This is a genomic window from Bradyrhizobium macuxiense, from assembly GCF_001542415.1.
Lineage (GTDB): Bacteria > Pseudomonadota > Alphaproteobacteria > Rhizobiales > Xanthobacteraceae > Bradyrhizobium > Bradyrhizobium macuxiense.
Genome location: NZ_LNCU01000132.1, coordinates 46,025 through 62,703, shown reverse-complemented (window position 1 = coordinate 62,703; position 16,679 = coordinate 46,025). Strand labels below are relative to the sequence as shown.

Genomic DNA, 16,679 nt, shown 5'->3' with positions numbered 1-16,679 from the left:
AATGACAGAAAGTTACGGCGTCAGCACCGCGCGACCGACGAGCTGGCCCTTCTGCAGGTTGACCAGCGCATCATTGGCCTTGGCGAGCGGCATCGGCGTGACCGGGATCGCCGGGATCTTCTTCGCGCGCACCAGATCGAGCAGCTCCTGCGTCTCGCGCAGATTTCCGACATAGCTGCCCTGGATAGTGACGGCCTTGATCGGGATCAGCGGCAGCGCCCAGGTCGCGCCGCCGCCGAACAGGCCGACGATCACGAGCTTGCCGCCCTTGGTCAGGCAGTCGAAGCCGAGCTGCGTGGTCTGGGCGTTGCCGACCAGATCGATCGCGGCGCGAATCGGCTGCCCCGCCTTCTTCATCAGCTGCTCGAGCGCGTCGGGCGCCTTGCCGTCGACGGTCGCGAGCGCGCCGGCAGCCTCGGCCGCCTCGCGCTTCCTGGCATCAATGTCGACCACGATGGCGCCCTTGCCGCCCATCGCCTTCAACAGCGACAACGCCATCAGGCCGAGGCCGCCCGCGCCGAAGATCACGATCGGGGTGTCGAAATCCTTCTCGACCTTCTTCAGCGCGCTGTAGGTCGTAACGCCGGAGCAGGCATAGGGCGCCGCCGTGACCGGATCGAGCCCCTTGAGGTTGAGCAGATATTTCGGATGCGGCACCGTCATATGGTCGGCATAGCCGCCGTCGCAATAGACGCCGAGTGCATTCGGCTTGATCGCGCACATGTTCTCGTCGCCGCCGAGGCAGGTCGGACATTTGCCGCAACCGAGCCACGGATAGGCCAGCGCGACGTCGCCGATCTTGAGGCCGCCCTTGTCGGCGTCCTTGACGTCGGGCCCGAACGCCACGATCTCGCCGACCGTCTCGTGGCCCATCGTGCGCGGCAGCGAGACGCCACGATCCTTCAGCGACAGCGGCTTGCGGCCGTGACCGAGATCGTAGCCGCCCTCCCAGATGTGCAGGTCGCTGTGGCAGACGCCTGCCGCCTTGACCTTGATCAGCACCTGCGTGCCTTCCGGCTGCGGCGTCGGACGGTCAACCTCCTGCAAAGGCGCGTGGAAATCGACAACCTGAAAACTCTTCATCGCTTTTCTCCCGGAAACTCGTTGTTGCGGCCGACCTTGCCACGCCCGCGCGCTCAGGACAAACGCTCAAGCCCGCGATTTCGAACGAACCGGTATGCGCGTTGCCGAAGGGACGTCACCCTAGATCAGTGGGTGATGGCACGCCGCAAACTGGCGAGGCGCAACCATGCGCAGTTCCGGCACCTCGCTGGCACAGCGCGCATCCGCGCGCGGGCAGCGGGTGCGGAAGCGGCAGCCCGACGGCGGAGCGATCGGCGACGGCGGCTCGCCAACCGGGATGCTCTGGGTGGGCCGGATATCCGGATCGGGCACCGGGATCGCCTCGATCAAGAGCGCGGTATAGGGATGCGCGGGTGTTGCGAACAGCTGCTCGGACGGACCGACCTCGCACAGCCGGCCGAGATACATCACGGCGACGCGGTCGCTGACCGCCTTCACGACGGCGAGATCGTGGGCGATGAACAACAGCGTCAGGCCATAGCGCGTCTTCATCTCCTCCAGCAGGTTGAGTATCTGCGCGCGGATCGAGACGTCGAGCGCCGAGACCGGCTCGTCGCAGATGATGAATTCCGGGTTGAGCACAAGCGCACGCGCGATGCAGATGCGCTGGCATTGTCCCCCGGAGAATTCATGCGGCAGGCGTCCGCTCACCAGCGCCGGATCGAGGCCGACCGCCGACAGCACATCGGACACGATCTGCTTGCGCTTGTTCGGATCCTTGACGCCGGAGATCACCAGCGGCTCGGCCACGATATCGCCGATACGCCGCCGCGGATTGAGCGAGGCGATCGGGTCCTGGAAGATCAATTGCACGCGGCGGCGCATCTTGCGCAAGCTGTCGCCCTGCATGGCGGCGAGGTCGTGGCCGTCGAACAGCACCGTGCCGGAGACCGCCTGGCGCAATTGCAGCACGGCGCGGCCGAGCGTGGATTTGCCGCAGCCGGATTCGCCGACTAGGCCCAGCGTCTCGCCACGGGCGATCTCCAGGCTGACGTCGGACACCGCATGGATGGTCTTGCCGCCGACCGAATACTCGACGACGAGGTTTTCAACCTTGAGCAGCGGATCGGATGAGACCTGTTGCATCATGCGTCGACACCCGCTGCGATCGGGTGGAAGCAGGCGTAGAAATGCTGCGGTGCCTCGGCCCTGAGCGACGGTTTCTCCGTGTTGCAGCGGCCGGCGGCATAGCGGCAGCGCGGCGAGAACGAGCAGCCCTTGAGCGGACGGGTCTGGTCCGGCGGTCGTCCCGAGATTGCCGGCAGCGGCGTATGCGGCGCGGCGTCGAGCTTCGGCAGCGCGGCGAGCAGCGCCTCGGTGTAGGGCATCCGCATCTGCTTGAACAACAACGGCGTCGGCGCGCGCTCGACCACGCGTCCCGCATACATCACCGCGACCTCGTCGGTGCGACCGGCAACCACGCCGAGATCGTGGGTGATGATGATCATCGCCATGTGGCGGCGCTGCTGCTCGCGTGCCAGGAGATCCAGGATCTGCGCCTGGATCGTGACGTCGAGCGCGGTGGTCGGCTCGTCGGCGATCAGGAGCTGCGGCTCGCAGGACAGCGCGACCGCAATGGCGACGCGCTGGCGCATGCCCCCGGAGAGCTGGTGCGGATATTGCGCCAGGCGCTGCTCGGGCGCCGGAATGCCGACGGCCGCCAGCAGCTCGATGCTGCGCTGCCTCGCCTGCGCCAGCCCCAGTTCGAGATGTTCCTGGATGGTCTCGATCAGCTGGGTGCCGATGGTCAGCACCGGATTGAGCGAGGTCATCGGGTCCTGGAACACGACCGCGAGCGAGCGGCCGCGCAGCTTGCGCAACTTCTCCGGCGACAGCTTCAGGAGATCCTGCCCGTCGAACATCACCCGTCCCGACAGCTTCGCCTTCTTCGGCAGAAGCTGCAGGATGGTGCGCGAGAGCATCGTCTTGCCGCAGCCGGATTCGCCGACGATGCCGAGCGTCTTGCCGGCATCGACGGCGAGATCGACATGGTCGACCGCGCGCAGATTGCCGCGCGGCGTCGGCAGGTCGACCACCGCATCCTCGACCGAGAGCAACACGCCGCTCACAGCGCACCCTGCCTGGGGTCGGTCAGCGCGCGGATGGTGTCGCCGATCAGGTTGAACGAGAGCACGGTCAGGAACATCGCAATTGCCGGAATGAAGGCGAGCTGTGGCGCCACATCGAGGCTTTCACGGCCCTCCCCGATCATGCTGCCCCAGCTCGATATCGGCGGCGGCACCCCGAGGCCGAGGAAGGACAGCGACCCTTCGACCACGATGGTGACGGCGACGCCAAGCAGGAAGAAGGCGAGCAGCGGCAGCAGCACGTTCGGCAGCAATTCGCGCAACAGGATACGCGTATGCGTCGCACCGAGTGCCTGCGCTGCGATGACGAATTCGCGACGCGCCAGCGACAGCGTCGCGGCCCGCGCCACCCGCATGAACGCGGGGATGCCGAGCACGCCGAGGATACAGGTCAGGTTGAAGATCGACTGGCCGAGATAGGCGGTCACGGCCAGCGCCAGGATCAGCGGGGGGAACGCCAGCAGCACGTCCATGCTGCCGACCACGAAGGATTCGAACCGGCCGCGGAAATAGCCCGCGAGCATGCCGAGCGCACCGCCGATGGTGACCCCGATGACAGGCGCACAGAGGCCGACGATCAGCGAGATCCGCGCGCCATAGATCAGCCGCGACAGTTCGTCCCGGCCGAGGCCGTCGGTGCCGAGCCAATGCTCCGCCGAAATGGGCGCCCGCCGCTCCAGCATATCCATGTCGGTCGGGCTCGGCAGCGGCAGCAGATCGGCGAAGATCGCGACCGCGAACACCAGCGCCATCCAGCCGATCGCGATCCAGAACAGGGTGCCGAGCCGTCGTCGGCGACCCGCAGGCGTCGCGCCGGCCTCGTCTTCGAGGGCGAGCTCAAGCGTGGCCATGGCGGATCCTCGGATCGAGAATGGCGTAGAGCAGGTCGACGATGAAGTTCATGATCACGAAGCCAGCGGCGACCAGCAGCACCACGCCCTGCAGGATGATGAGATCGCGGGTATAGATCGCGCCAACCAGCAGACGGCCGATCCCCGGCAACGCGAAGATCGATTCGACGATGACGGCACCGCCGATCAGCCGGCCGATATTGATGCCGGTGATGGTGACAAGCGTCAGCGACGACGGCTTCAGCGCATGCACGAACAGGATGCGCGACGGCTTCAGGCCCTTTGCCTTGGCGAGCGCGATGTAATCCTCCTGCAGCGCCGCGATCATGTCCGAGCGCAGCACGCGCATGATGCCCGGCCATTCCGCAAGCCCAAGCGTCAGCGCCGGCAGCACCATGAAGCGCAGATTGGCGACCGGATCCTCGGTGAACGGCACATAGCCGGTCGCCGGCAACAACCGCAGCTCGACCGCGAACAGGTAGATCAGGAGGATCGCCGATAGGAAGGTCGGCACCGACAGCATGCCGAAGGCCGTTCCGGTTATGAAGCGGTCGAACGCGCTGCCGGCCTTCGCGGCGCAGGCGATCGCGAGCGGCACGCCGATCGCAAGCCCGATCAGCTCGGCGAGGATCATCAGCTCGAACGAGACCGGGACGCGCTCGCTGACCGCCTGCAGCACGGTCTGCCCGGTGCGGAAGGAGCGTCCGAAATCACCCTGCAGGATGTGCCAGAGCCAGCCGACATAGCGCAGCCAGATCGGCTGATCGAGCCCCATGTCGTGACGTAGCGCCGCGATGTTCTCGGGTGTCGCCTGGTCGCCGAGGATCACGTAAGCGAGGTCACCCGGCAGCAGCGACGCGATCACGAAGGTCAGGATCGAGACCGCGATCAGCACCGGTACCAGGTACAGGAGCCTCCGCGCGACGAAGAACAGCATGAAGCGCTATTCCTTCCAGGCGTCGGAAACGTCGAGCACTCCATTGAACATCTTTGGCACGCCTTTCACTTTCGCGCTCGATATGGCGTAGTAGGTGTTCTGGAAGGTCCAGAACCAGATCGCCTCCTTGTTGATCAGACGGCTGATCGCGCAATAATCCTCGGTGCGCTTGGCGACATCGGCTGTGGTTCGCGCATGCTCCAGCAGCCGGTCCAGCTCCGGATCGGAGTAGTTCGCCAACGCCACCGGGCTGCCGGTGTGGAAATTGGCGTACATCTGCGGATCGGGATCGGCGAGATCGACGATACGCCACGGCGTGAGCTGGAACTGGCGCATGAAGGCGCGCGGCACGATGGTGGCCTGATCGACTTGCTCGATCTCCATGTTGGCGCCGACCCGCTTCCAGATCTGCTGCAGCACCTGGCCGATGGTGCGGCCGCGCGGCGTCGCGGTCACGATCATCTTGAAGTCGACCGGCTTGCCGTAGTCCTTGATCAATGCCTTGGCCTTCGCCGCGTCTTCAGGCAGCGCGCCGTCGTCCTTGCACTTGACCCATGAGCCGTCGCCGTAAGGGTTGGTGGCCGGCCGCGCCAGACCGTTGGCGATCGCCTGCGATATCTTCTTGCGGTCGAGCGCCATCACCAGCGCCTGCCGCACGCGCACGTCGTCGAACGGCGCCGCCTTGGTATTGAAGGCGTAGACCTGCGCGCCGGAACCGGCATAGGAGTGCACGGCCAGGCTCGAATCCTTCTGCGCCTTGACGATGTTGTCGGCGTCGTATTCGTCATCCCAGATTATGTCGGCCTCGCCCGATTGCAGCGAGGCAAAGCGCGACTGCGCATCCGGCAGCGGCTTCAGGATGATGCGGTCGAGATAGGGCTTGCCCTTGTCCCAATAGTCCGGGTTCTTCTCCAGCACCATGCGGTCGCCCGCGGTCCAGGATTTCAGGATGTAAGGGCCGGTGCCGACCGGGTTGCGATTGTAGTCGTCGCCCTTGGTCTTCCACGCGGTCGGCGACTGCATCACGTTGTTGGAGCTCTGGATCGACTGCGTCGCCGGGAAATTCACCGCCGGATCGCTGAAATTGTAGCGCACCGTGAGGTCATCGATCACGTCCACGCTATTGATGCTGGTAATGTAGAAGGCGCAGCGGCACTTGTTGGCCGGATCCTTCTGGCGATCGAAGTTCTCCTTCACCGCCTGCGCATTGAACGGCGTACCGTCGTGGAATTTGACGCCGGGCCGCAGCTTGATGGTCCAGGTCTTGAAATCGTCGGAATGCACCCACGACACGGCAAGCTTCGGCTTCGGCTGGCCCTTGTCATCGAGCGTCATGAGTGTATCGAAGATCGCGGCCGCAGCGGTATTGGCCGACGTGTCGTAGACGCCGACCTTGAGCGGGTCGAAGCCTGGAATGTCGAGCTCCTGGCCAACCGTGAGCGTGCCGCCCTGCTTCTGCGCGCTGGCGGGCGCAGCGAACGCAGCCGAAGCTATTCCCGCCACAAGAAATAAACGCGCAAGCGCGTACGCGCGGTTGACCGGCCTCATCTCAGCTCCCTCCCGAGGTGCGCGACGTCCGGTGTTCCGGATCGTCGTGTGACGGGCGGCAGATTGTCCGGAATCGCCGCGCGCGGCAAGTCCGTAACAAGGATGAAAAGCCGCAGGTTAACCTTGCGCGGTTTTCGGTCGTTGACCAACGAAATCTGCGATCTGCTCCTCGGAGAGGCCTATCTCCTTCAGGTAGGACAGCGTGTGCTCGCCGAGCGTCGACATCCGCCTGGCGGCGGCGACCTTGGCGCCTGACATGCGGAACGGCAGGTTGAGCACCCTGAAGGTGCCGCCGCCGTCCTCGACCTCGGCAAGCCCGCCGCGATGCGCGAGTTGCGGATCGGCCAGCGCTTCGCGCACGGTGCGATAGGCCGACGACGGCACACCGTACTCGTTGAGCGCGGCGAGACAGGCTTGCGTGCCGATCGCGCGTGACCACGCCTCGACGCCGTCCATCAGGCTCGCCCAGTTGTCCCGGCGATCGGAATATCTAGCAAAGCGCGGATCGGACACCCATTCGGGGCGGCCGATCACCTGCATCAGGTTCTGGAACGTCTTTTCGCTGGCGATCGCCACCATGACGTAGCCGTCGGTGGTCTCGATCGGGCCGAACATCGGCCGCTGCGGCGGCTTCACGTCGAATTGCGCCGCCTGCACTTCGTTCAAGGTCAGGGTCAGCATCGATTCCATCATCGAGACGTCGATGTGCTGTCCCTTGCCGCTTGCGCTGCGCTGATAGAGCGCCGCCGAGATCGCGCCGAAGGCGTAGACGCCGGTCAGCACGTCGGCGTGGTAGATGCCACAGTAGTCCGGCCGGCTGCGGCCCGGCTGATGCGCGACATGCGCCATCTCATAGCCCGAGGCGGCATGGATCACCGGCGCATAGGCCGGCAACTCCGCCGAGGGGCCGGTCTGACCGTAGCCGGAGATCGAGCAGAAGATCAGCTTCGGATTGATGTGGTGCACGGAGGCGTAGTCGAGCCTCAAGCGCCGCATCACGCCGGGGCGGAAGTTCTCGACGAGCACGTCGGCGGTTGCAATCAGCCGGCGCACGGCCTCGACGCCTTCAGGCGACTTCAGGTCGAGCACCAGGCTCCTCTTACCGACATTGAGCTGGCCGAACGCGGTCGAGCAGTTGTTCCGCACCGGCGGGCGGGTGCGCATCGTCTCGCCTTCGGCGGGCTCGATCTTGATCACCTCCGCGCCTGTGTCGGCGAGCATCCGCGTGCAATGAGGTCCGGCGATCGTGGTCGAAAAATCGAGCACGCGAAGGCCGTCGAAGCTGCGTGTCAAATTCCCCTCATCGTTGCCGGCTATTGTCGTGTCCAAGACTTCCTCCACCGCGCGTGCTTCATTGTTTGGCGCCGCGTGACCCTAAGGCATGATCCGGAAAAGTGGAAACCGGTTTTCCGGGGAGATCACGCCTAACAAGGAGAGGAGATCTTGATGCGCTTCCGTGGAAGCACGTCAGGATCTCACGTGAGCCGTGCCAACAGGAAAGCGTCTCGTCCAGATCAGGCCGCGGATCGTATTGCATTTTACTCAACGGCAAACTGGACCCAATCTTGCATAGCCCCGTAAGGGCTGGAACGAGGGCGCTTGTTGAAGGTCTTGTTCGTCACGACGGAGATGGACGATTTCGTCCGTGTGGGTGGCCTCGCCGCCGTGTCCGCGGCGCTTCCCCGGGCGCTCCGTCCATGGAGCGACGTCAGGATCATGCTTCCCGGTTACCGGGACGTGGTCGAGCAATTCGCGCACATTGAAATCGTTGGCCAATGCCCCGCTGTTGCGGAGATGCCGGCGTGCACGCTGGGCCGCGCGTCGACCAAGGACGGGCTGCCGGTCTACGTGCTGTTGTGCCCGCAGCTCTACGACCGGCCTGGCAATCCTTACGGCGACGAAGCCGGCCGCGACTGGCCCGACAACGACATCCGCTTCGGCCGCTTCGCCTCCGCCGCTGCCGAACTTGCGAGAGGCACGCTGGACAGGAATTGGGCAGCCGACCTCGTGCACGCCAATGACTGGCAGGCGGCGCTCACACCGGCTTACCTCGCCTGGCGCGACGCGCGAATTCCGTCGATCCTGACGATCCACAACCTCGCCTATCAGGGCTTATTCCCGAAGGACTCGCTGCGGCGCATCGGCGCACCGGAAAGCTCCTTCCACATCGACGGGCTGGAATTCTACGACAAGCTGTCCTTCCTCAAGGGCGGCCTCGTCTACGCCTCGCATCTGACGACGGTCAGCGCGACCTATGCGAAGGAGATCACGACTGAAGAACTCGGCTGCGGCCTCGAAGGTCTGCTGCGCATCCGCTCCGATGCCGACGAGCTCACCGGCATCCTGAACGGCATCGACGAGAGCTGGGATCCGCGGTTCTGCGCGCAACTCGCAAAACCTTTCGGCGCCGGCGACTGGAAGGGCAAGCAGGCCAACGCCGATTACGTCCGCAGGCAGTTCGGCCTTGCGCTGTCGCGCGGGCCGATCTTCGGTCTCGTTGCCCGCCTCGTGCACCAGAAGGGCGTCGACCTCGTGCTGTCGGCCGCCGACGAGATCGTCGCCGACGGCGGGCAGATCGTCGTCACCGGCAGCGGCGAGCCGGCGCTTGAGGATGCGCTGGTGGCCGCGCACCGGCGCCGGCCGGATGCGATCGGCGTCGTGATCGGCTTCAACGACGCGCAGGCACGCCGGATCTTCGCCGGCAGCGATTTCACCCTGATGCCGTCGCGCTTCGAGCCCTGCGGACTGAGCCAGATGTATGCGCAGCGCTTCGGCTCGTTGCCGATCGGTCACCAGACCGGCGGCCTCGCCGAGACCATCACCGACGGCGAGACCGGATTCCTGTTTCCGCGGCCCTCGGCCGAATCCTTCCTCGGCGGCGTCAGACGCGCCTTTGACGCCTTCCGCGCCAAGGATCGTCTCAACACCATGCGCCACAGCGCGATGGCAAAATCCTATAGCTGGACCCTGTCGGCCGCCTGCTACGGCGCGCTTTACAGGAAGCTCGTGATGCCGCGGGCCGCGGCCTGAGAGCGATTGGCAAGAAGGCCCGCCCCGTGAACATGCTCGTCCTGCTCGCGCTTGCAATCCGCGTTGATCTGCCTTCGCGTCGTCGCACGGCGGCGCTGCCTTAATCTTGCCTGCTTCCGGCAGATTCCAGGCCCAGCCACGGCGCTGCAACACTCTGAAACCGAGGCCTGTCACAAACTACACGCCCAATTGTATCAGGCGCCCGCTGGACTTATGATACTGCCCCGTCTTGGGGAATTGTCCGTTTTCCTTGTTCTGCGATCCGAAGGGGGCTCCCGATGAACGTCCTTGTCAAAACCTCGCCCGTGACCCTTGCGGATGAGCTGACCGCGCATGCGGTGGCGAGCATCGAGGCTGCCGACTATTTTGCGGCGCCCTTCCCCCACATCGTGTTTCGCAATTTCTTTCCCGCGGACTTTTATCGGGATCTGACCAAGAGCATTCCCACCGAGGGCTATGATCCGATCACGGGCACGGGCACCCGCATGGCGCTGCGTCTTTATGGTGACAACGTCGACAAGATCGACGAGGGATTGCGCCCGCTGTGGGCTGCCGCATCGACCATGTTAGCCTCGAAGGCGGTCGAACAGGCGATCCGCACCAAGCTGCATGATGGACTGGAAATCCGGGCGCGCGGCGACAAGGTTCCGAGCGTCGCAGACGTCAAGCTTGTCGCTAAGCCGGTGCTCTACGTCGACAGGGACGGCTACCAGATCAAGCCGCATCCGGACACGCGCAAGAAGGTCGTGACGATGCAGCTTTATTGTCCGACCGATTCCAGCATGGAGCCGCTCGGCACGACGCTGTATCAGGCCTCCCTCAAGGGGCTGTTCCACGTCAACTCCTACTGCCTCGAGCCGGTGAAGACGATTCCCTTCCTGCCCAACCTCGGCTACGCCTTCGTGGTGCTGAAGGCCTATCATACGCTCACGGGAATGAGCTGGCATGGCCGTCCCCCGATCAAGACCGACCGGGCGCGGATATCCATCCTCAACACGTTCTACATGAACGAGACCGTCGGATTCTGATCTCGTGTGACGTTACCCAGCATCGCCGATGCGAGCGCTCGTGATCATCAGGGTGTGCGCAAACGCCCTGCCGCTCACTCGCTCCGCCGCGTCTCCGGCATGATCAGCCAGATCAGGAGCAGTCCGAGCGCGGCGACGCCGGCAAGGCCCATGAAGGCAACGCTGCTGCCGAGCTTGTCGCTGACATAGCCGGCCAGCACCGTGCTGAGCGAGGCGCCGATCCCGACGGCCGTGCCGACGATGCCCTGTGCCAGGTTGAAGTGGCCGCTGCCAAAGGCGACGTCGGCCACCACCAGCGGCACCATCACGCTGAAGACGGCCGCGGTGATGCCGTCAAGAACCTGGACCACCACCAGCAGATAGGGATCGTGCACCGTGGCGAACAGCAGGCCGCGGACCGCAAGCGCGCCGAACGCGATCAGCAGCAGCGGGCGCCGGCCCCAGGTCTGCGCCTTGCGTCCGACCGACGGTGAAGACAATGCCACAATCGCCTGAGGCACGATGATGCAGGCAGCGATCAGCATCGTCGCCCACTGGCTCGACCGCGCCGTGACCACACCCGCCATCAGCGGCAGCATCGCGGCGTTGGCGAGCTGGAACAGCATCATGCCGCCGGCGAATATCAGCAGCGGCCGCTGCCGCACCAGGCTCCAGACGCTGGTCGCCTTCTTGTCGGGGACCTCGCGCTTCACCGCGCCATGGGCCTGGGCGATGTCGATCTCGCGCTCCCGAATTCGCGACAAGGACAACAGCGTCGGAATCGCGAGGATGAAGGTGACAAGGAATACCGAGCGGCTCGACAGCAGATAACCGCAGATGCCCATCAGCGCCGCGGCCGAACCGTTGCCGAGGGACGCGAAACGCGCGTTGCGTCCGAGCCGCTCGCCGATCGCGCGCGGTCCGACCAGGCCAAGGCTGATGGCGGCGATCGCAGGGCCAAGCACGCAGCTTGCCAACGCATGGAACGTCGCGGCCACCGTGACCACGGGAAAGATCGGCCAGAGCGCATAGGCCAGCGCGCTCATGCCGATGGTGGCAACCGCGAACCCCGCGACGATCCGCTCCGATCGCGCCGCATCGACGATCGCACCGCCCGGCATCTGGCCAAGAAGGCCGATGATGCCGCCGATCGAGAGCACGAAGCCGATCTCGACCTGGGTCCATTTCTGCGTCGTCAGATAGACCGCAATGAACGGACCGAAGCCGGTCTGCACGTCGGCCAGAAAGAAGATGAACCAGTCGAGGCCGCGCTGGCTTTCGCGTGAAGGGGTGTGCGGCTCCTCGCGCTTCGGCGGATCCGGAATCGGAGGCACAACGCTGGTGCTGCCGGCTGATCGCTTGTCACGATCGTCGTCAACCGTCTCGAATGAAGTGTTCGGACGTGTGACCAGATCCAGACCCCTAATGCTCGTAGTCCCACGGTTGGAGGCTTCCGGCCGCGCCGAGCACGATCACCGGCGTATCTTCCTTGTATTCGGGCGCTGCGCTCACCTGCTGCTTGTTCAGATCCAGCACGATACTATCGCTCTTGTTGTTGACGCCGGCAAAACGCAGCGCCTTCCAGTCGACCACGATCTTGCGGCTGCCGACGCCGAGAAATCCGCCAAAATCGATCACGGCTGCACGAACCTTGCCGTCGCGGTCGACAATGACGTCGACGATGCGGCCCATGTCCTCATTGGCCGCGCTGCGGACATCGCGACCGAGAATGCCGTGTGCATCGCGGGCGCCAATCACAGTGACCGATGGCGGCGGCGACGGTTCCTTGGCCTGCTCCTTTGGCGCGGCCTGGGCCGCCGCCGGCGGTGATGGTGTCGGCGACGGCGACGGCGAATCGTCGGCGGCGCGGACGCTGGCGCAGGTGACCAATGCCACCGCGACAAGCGAAATGATGACCCTCGAACGCATGATACTCTCCCACGATTTTCTTAGAGCATGATCCGGAAAAGTGCGAAGCGGTTTTCCGAAGAGACCATGCTCAAATACAGAACCAAAGCGCGATGGCAATTCAACCCGATCTCATCGCGCTTTGGTCGCACGCGAGACGGCCACATTATGACGCTCAATGCGTCAGCACGATCGACACCTGGATCTGCCCGCGCGTGCGCAACACTTCCAGCGACACTTCGTCGTCATGGCGGCGCAGCCTCAAATCGACGCTGGAGGCGCCGAGCCGGAGGTCGCGCAGCACCACCTCATTGAGGAATTCCGGCAGGCACGGATCGCGCAGACGAATCTCGCCGCGCGCCGTGTCAAATTCAAGTCCGAGCGCCGCCTCCAGCAGGGTGAAGGGCGTCGCGCTGGCCCAGGCCTGCGGCGCGCAGGCGACCGGATAGAGCACCGGGCCGCGCCGGCGCTCGCGGCGGAACCCGCAGAACAGTTCCGGCAGCCGCCGCAGTTCCATGTAGCTCGCCGCGTCGAACAGGCCGTGGAACAGATGCGCCAGCGAATGCTTCAGGCCGTAGCGCGCAAAGCCGAGCGCGATCAGCGCGTTGTCGTGCGGCCAGATCGAGCCGTCATGATAGGACATCGGATTGTAGCGCGCTTCGCCGACCGCGACGGTGCGGATGCCCCAGCCCGAGAAGAATTTCTGGCTCATCAGGTCGGCTGCTACCAATCGGGCGCGGTCCTCCTGCACGATGCCGGAAAACAGCAGCTGCCCGGCATTGGACGTGCGCACCTTGCACTGCTGCTTGGCGCCATCGAGCGCGAGCGCATAGGTGCCGAGTTCCTCGCACCAGAAGGCGTCCTCGAAGCGCGCGCGCAGCCGTTCGGCCTCGGCCTCGAGCTTCGCCGCCTTCTCCGGCAGGCCGAGCCGGCGCGCGGCAAGCGCGGCGAGGCGCTTGCCGGCAAACACATAGCCCTGCACCTCCGACAGCGCGATGTTTCCCTCGGCGAGCCTTCCATCGGCGTGGAAGATGGCGTCGAACGAATCCTTCCAGCCTTGATTTTGCAGGCCCTGCTCGGTAGCGCGCTGGTATTCGATGAAGCCGTCCTGGTCGGGGTCGCCCGGGCCGTCGATCCATTGCAATCCGGCCTCGACCGCCGGCCACAATTCGCGCAGCGTCTCCACGTCGCCGGTGCGCTCGAGATAGAGCCCGGCGAGCAGCACGAACAGCGGCGTCGAATCGACGCTGCCGTAATATTGCGCGAACGGCACCTCGCGCAGCGCCGCCATCTCGCCGCCGCGCATCTCGTGCAGGATCTTGCCCGGTGCCGCATCGGCCAGCGGATCGACCGCCTTCGCCTGAAAGAAGGCGAGCCGCTTCAGGACGCCCTGCGCGATGCGCGGATCGATCCACAGCATCTGCAACGCGGTGACCAGCCCGTCGCGGCCGAACGTCGTCGAATACCAGGGGATGCCGGCGTAGGGATAACGGCCCTGCGGCGTCTCGGTCATCAGCATGTTGAGGTCGGCCATCGCCTGGCACAGCACCTCGTTGAAGATGTTGTTCGAGGTCTCGACGCAGGCCGCGCCGGCGGACACTTTCCGCATCTCGCGGCGGTGCGCCAGGAGCCCGCGGAAGAACGGCACCGGCTTGTGCATGATCGGCTTGTTGCAGGAGACGGCAACGAACAACGACGTGACCTGGGCCGGCGCGAGGTCGAAATGATAGGTCGCTGCGTTCACCGACAGCCGCGTCGGCCGCGGATCGAAATGCAGCGCCGTGATCCGCGACTGCTCGTCGAGACCGCAATATTCCAGCACGACGTCGGTCGGCCCCAATAGCTTGCTCGAGCCGGTTCCGCGCCGTGCCCGTCGCTCGCCGCGCACCTCGAACAGGTCGGCGAAATCATTATCGAACAGCAAGGTGAGATCGAAGCTCGCGGGACGGTCGCCGTGGTTCTGCAGGCCGATGCGCTGGTAGGCGGTGCCGCGCCACAGGAAGATCGAGCGCACGATGTGCAGCGTGTCCTTCTGCAGCGAGATGCGGCCGTTACGATAGACGTCGGAATTGGTGAGGTCGACCGTCAGCGCCGAATTGTCGTCGCGCATGTTGGAGCCGAGCAGCAGCGGCTGCACGTCTTCCAGCACCATTTCCAGCCGCGCGAGATAGCGGGTGTCGGCGTTGAACAGCCCGTCCGGCCCGCCGGCCGAGGCACCGATATCACCATGGCTGTCGAGCACGATGAAGGTGTCGTCGTGCTTGAGCGAGCGCCGCGGCCGCGCCGCGGGCCCGGTCATCGGAATGTAGAACGGCGATTCCGCAACCTGCTCGACGATGCGGGCGGTGATGATTTGCGTAACCATGTCGGCGGCCATCTGAACCTCGGGCGACCTTTATTGCTGCGACAAACGCACCGGAACGCAAGAACGGGTGATGACGCGGGGTCAGGCCGCGCTGGTGGAGAGACGACCCATCTCCCGCGCGACCAGGTCGCGATAGGGGCCCCTTCCCTTGACGAGGATGTCGGGCGGACCGTCCTCGATGATGCGGCCTCCCTGCAGCACGACCACCCGGTCGAAATTGCGCAGCGTCGCGAGGCGATGCGCAATCGCCACGACCGTACGCCCGCGCATCAGCCGCGACAATGCCTCGCGCACCGCTTCCTCGGAATCCGCGTCGAGCGCGGCGGTGGCCTCGTCGAGCAGAAGAATCGGCGCATCCTTCAGGAAAGCGCGCGCGATCGCGATCCGCTGCCGCTGGCCGCCGGAGACCTTGACACCGCGATCGCCGACAATGGTGTTCATGCCCTCCGGCAAGGTTTCGATGAAGTCGCAACGCGCCGCGATCGCTGCTCGCAATACCTCGTCGTCGGTGGCGTTAGGCCGGCCGTAGCGGATATTTTCCAGGATCGAGCGATGGAACAGCGAGATGTCCTGCGGCACCACCGAGATCGCCTCGCGCAGGCTCAACTGGGTCACGCGGGAAATATCCTGGCCGTCGACAGTGATGCTGCCGCGGTCCACGTCGTAGAAGCGTTGCAGCAGCGTGAACAGGGTCGACTTGCCGCCGCCGGACTGGCCGACCAGGCCGACCCGTTGTCCGGGCTGGATGCGCAGGCTGAAACGCTCGAAAACCTGAAGGCCGCCGGGATAACCGAACGAGACGTTGTTGAACGCGATCGCCGCCCCGCTCTTCACCAGCGGCTCGGCCTCCGGGTGGTCCTTCAGCTCGTGCGGCTGCAGCAGCGTCGCAAGCGCCTCGGTCAGCCGGGCAAGATGCTGTGTGGCGTCGACCAGCGCGACCGCGAGATCGCGGGTGGCGCTGAGGATCGAGATGCCGAGCGTGCAGACCAGCACGACATCGCCGGTCGTCGCCGCGCCCTGCTGCCAGAGATTGATGGCCCAGGCCAGCATCGCGATCGTCAGCACGACGGTCACGGCCGCGTGAGTGAGGCGCAGCTTTTCGAGGTAGCGCAAGGACCGGCCGCGTGCGACGAGTTCCCGGCTCACGGTCGCGTCAAAGCGATCGTGCTCGTAGCCGAGGCCGCAGAACGCCCGCACGAGCGGCAGGTTGTTGATGACGTCGACCATCTCGCCGTCAACCGCGGCGGCCTTGTTGGCGTAATCGTCATGAAGCGGCCTGCCGGCGGCGGCCATCCGGAACATTGCCACCACCATGGTTCCTGATATCACGACCAGGACGGCGGACATCGTCGTGCTGACGGTTCCAATCAGCGCGATCGCCGAGAAGGTCGCGATGCATGGCGGCAACACGTTCCATACGAACATGTTCTCGACGGTGAACACCGCGTTCGACGTGGCAGTGATCCGGCTGGTCAGCATGCCCGGCAGGCGGTCCGAGAAGTAGCTCGGCGCGTGACCGGTGAGATGGCGGAACATGTCTCGACGAAGATCGCCGGTGACGCCGACAAAGGTGAAGCTTGCTGTCCAACTTGCAATTCGCCACAGGAAATTGTCGGCGGCGATCAGCGACATGAGCAGAGCGAATGCCAGCCATACGCCTCCTGCGTAGGAAGGTCCTGCCGACAATGCATCGACGAGACTCTTCACGCCGTATTGCGTGCCCACCGAACAGGCAACCGCCGCAACGACCGCCGACAAAATTACAACATGCGAAGCGAGCCGCTGGCGCAGATAGCGCAACACGAACGGAAAGGGGCGGTGCGCATATCCTGAAAGATGGTCCATGACGTCCTGCAAAACCTG

Annotated in this window: 13 protein-coding genes; 2 read left to right on the top strand and 11 right to left on the bottom strand. The window is 65.0% G+C overall.

Annotated elements, in window-relative coordinates; translation table 11 throughout:
- Positions 1–12: 12 nt before the first annotated feature.
- The 7 genes from AS156_RS39965 to AS156_RS39935 all read right to left on the bottom strand — a co-directional run bounded on the left by AS156_RS39965 (position 13) and on the right by AS156_RS39935 (position 7,835).
- Entirely contained in the window at positions 13–1,083 is a 1,071-nt protein-coding gene (locus AS156_RS39965) for an alcohol dehydrogenase (protein WP_066516220.1), read from the bottom strand.
- Between the two features lie 120 nt (positions 1,084–1,203).
- Positions 1,204–2,172 (bottom strand): ABC transporter ATP-binding protein, encoded by a 969-nt coding sequence (locus tag AS156_RS39960; RefSeq protein ID WP_066516219.1) that lies wholly within the window; start codon positions 2,170–2,172, stop codon positions 1,204–1,206.
- Complete coding sequence (locus AS156_RS39955) at positions 2,169–3,152, bottom strand: ABC transporter ATP-binding protein (protein WP_066516217.1); 984 nt, start codon at positions 3,150–3,152, stop codon at positions 2,169–2,171. The genes AS156_RS39960 and AS156_RS39955 overlap by 4 nt, the downstream gene beginning before the upstream one ends.
- Positions 3,149–4,021 carry an ABC transporter permease gene (locus tag AS156_RS39950; RefSeq protein WP_066516216.1) on the bottom strand — a complete coding sequence of 291 codons (873 nt, stop codon included), beginning with the start codon at positions 4,019–4,021 and terminating at the stop codon, positions 3,149–3,151. Before AS156_RS39950 ends, AS156_RS39955 begins: the two co-directional genes overlap by 4 nt.
- Entirely contained in the window at positions 4,008–4,958 is a 951-nt protein-coding gene (locus tag AS156_RS39945; protein WP_066516213.1) for an ABC transporter permease, read from the bottom strand. The genes AS156_RS39950 and AS156_RS39945 overlap by 14 nt, the downstream gene beginning before the upstream one ends.
- Before the next feature lie 6 nt (positions 4,959–4,964).
- Positions 4,965–6,506 carry an ABC transporter substrate-binding protein gene (locus AS156_RS39940; RefSeq protein WP_066516212.1) on the bottom strand — a complete coding sequence of 514 codons (1,542 nt, stop codon included), beginning with the start codon at positions 6,504–6,506 and terminating at the stop codon, positions 4,965–4,967.
- Between the two features lie 117 nt (positions 6,507–6,623).
- Entirely contained in the window at positions 6,624–7,835 is a 1,212-nt protein-coding gene (locus AS156_RS39935; protein WP_245313275.1) for a CaiB/BaiF CoA transferase family protein, read from the bottom strand.
- Between the two features lie 273 nt (positions 7,836–8,108).
- Here AS156_RS39935 and glgA point away from each other — a divergent pair, with 273 nt between their 5' ends.
- Together glgA and AS156_RS39925 are read left to right on the top strand one after the other, a co-directional pair.
- Positions 8,109–9,536, top strand: coding sequence for a glycogen synthase GlgA (gene glgA / locus AS156_RS39930; RefSeq protein WP_066516290.1), 1,428 nt, complete (start codon positions 8,109–8,111; stop codon positions 9,534–9,536).
- A gap of 278 nt (positions 9,537–9,814) precedes the next feature.
- The gene (locus AS156_RS39925; protein WP_066516210.1) at positions 9,815–10,564 is read left to right on the top strand and encodes a hypothetical protein; all 750 of its coding nucleotides are present in this window, start codon (positions 9,815–9,817) and stop codon (positions 10,562–10,564) included.
- 74 nt (positions 10,565–10,638) lie between these two features.
- Here AS156_RS39925 and AS156_RS39920 read toward each other — a convergent pair whose 3' ends face one another.
- The 4 genes from AS156_RS39920 to AS156_RS39905 all read right to left on the bottom strand — a co-directional run bounded on the left by AS156_RS39920 (position 10,639) and on the right by AS156_RS39905 (position 16,661).
- A complete protein-coding gene (locus AS156_RS39920; RefSeq protein WP_066516209.1) occupies positions 10,639–11,877 on the bottom strand; it encodes an MFS transporter in 1,239 nt (412 codons plus the stop codon).
- 88 nt (positions 11,878–11,965) lie between these two features.
- Entirely contained in the window at positions 11,966–12,472 is a 507-nt protein-coding gene (locus AS156_RS39915) for a PRC-barrel domain-containing protein (protein WP_066516206.1), read from the bottom strand.
- Positions 12,473–12,626: 154 nt separating this feature from the next.
- The gene (locus AS156_RS39910) at positions 12,627–14,828 is read right to left on the bottom strand and encodes an amylo-alpha-1,6-glucosidase (RefSeq protein ID WP_066516203.1); all 2,202 of its coding nucleotides are present in this window, start codon (positions 14,826–14,828) and stop codon (positions 12,627–12,629) included.
- A 69-nt stretch (positions 14,829–14,897) separates the two neighbouring features.
- On the bottom strand, positions 14,898–16,661 hold the full coding sequence (locus AS156_RS39905; protein ID WP_066516201.1) for an ABC transporter ATP-binding protein: 1,764 nt from the start codon (positions 16,659–16,661) through the stop codon (positions 14,898–14,900).
- Positions 16,662–16,679: the final 18 nt, after the last annotated feature.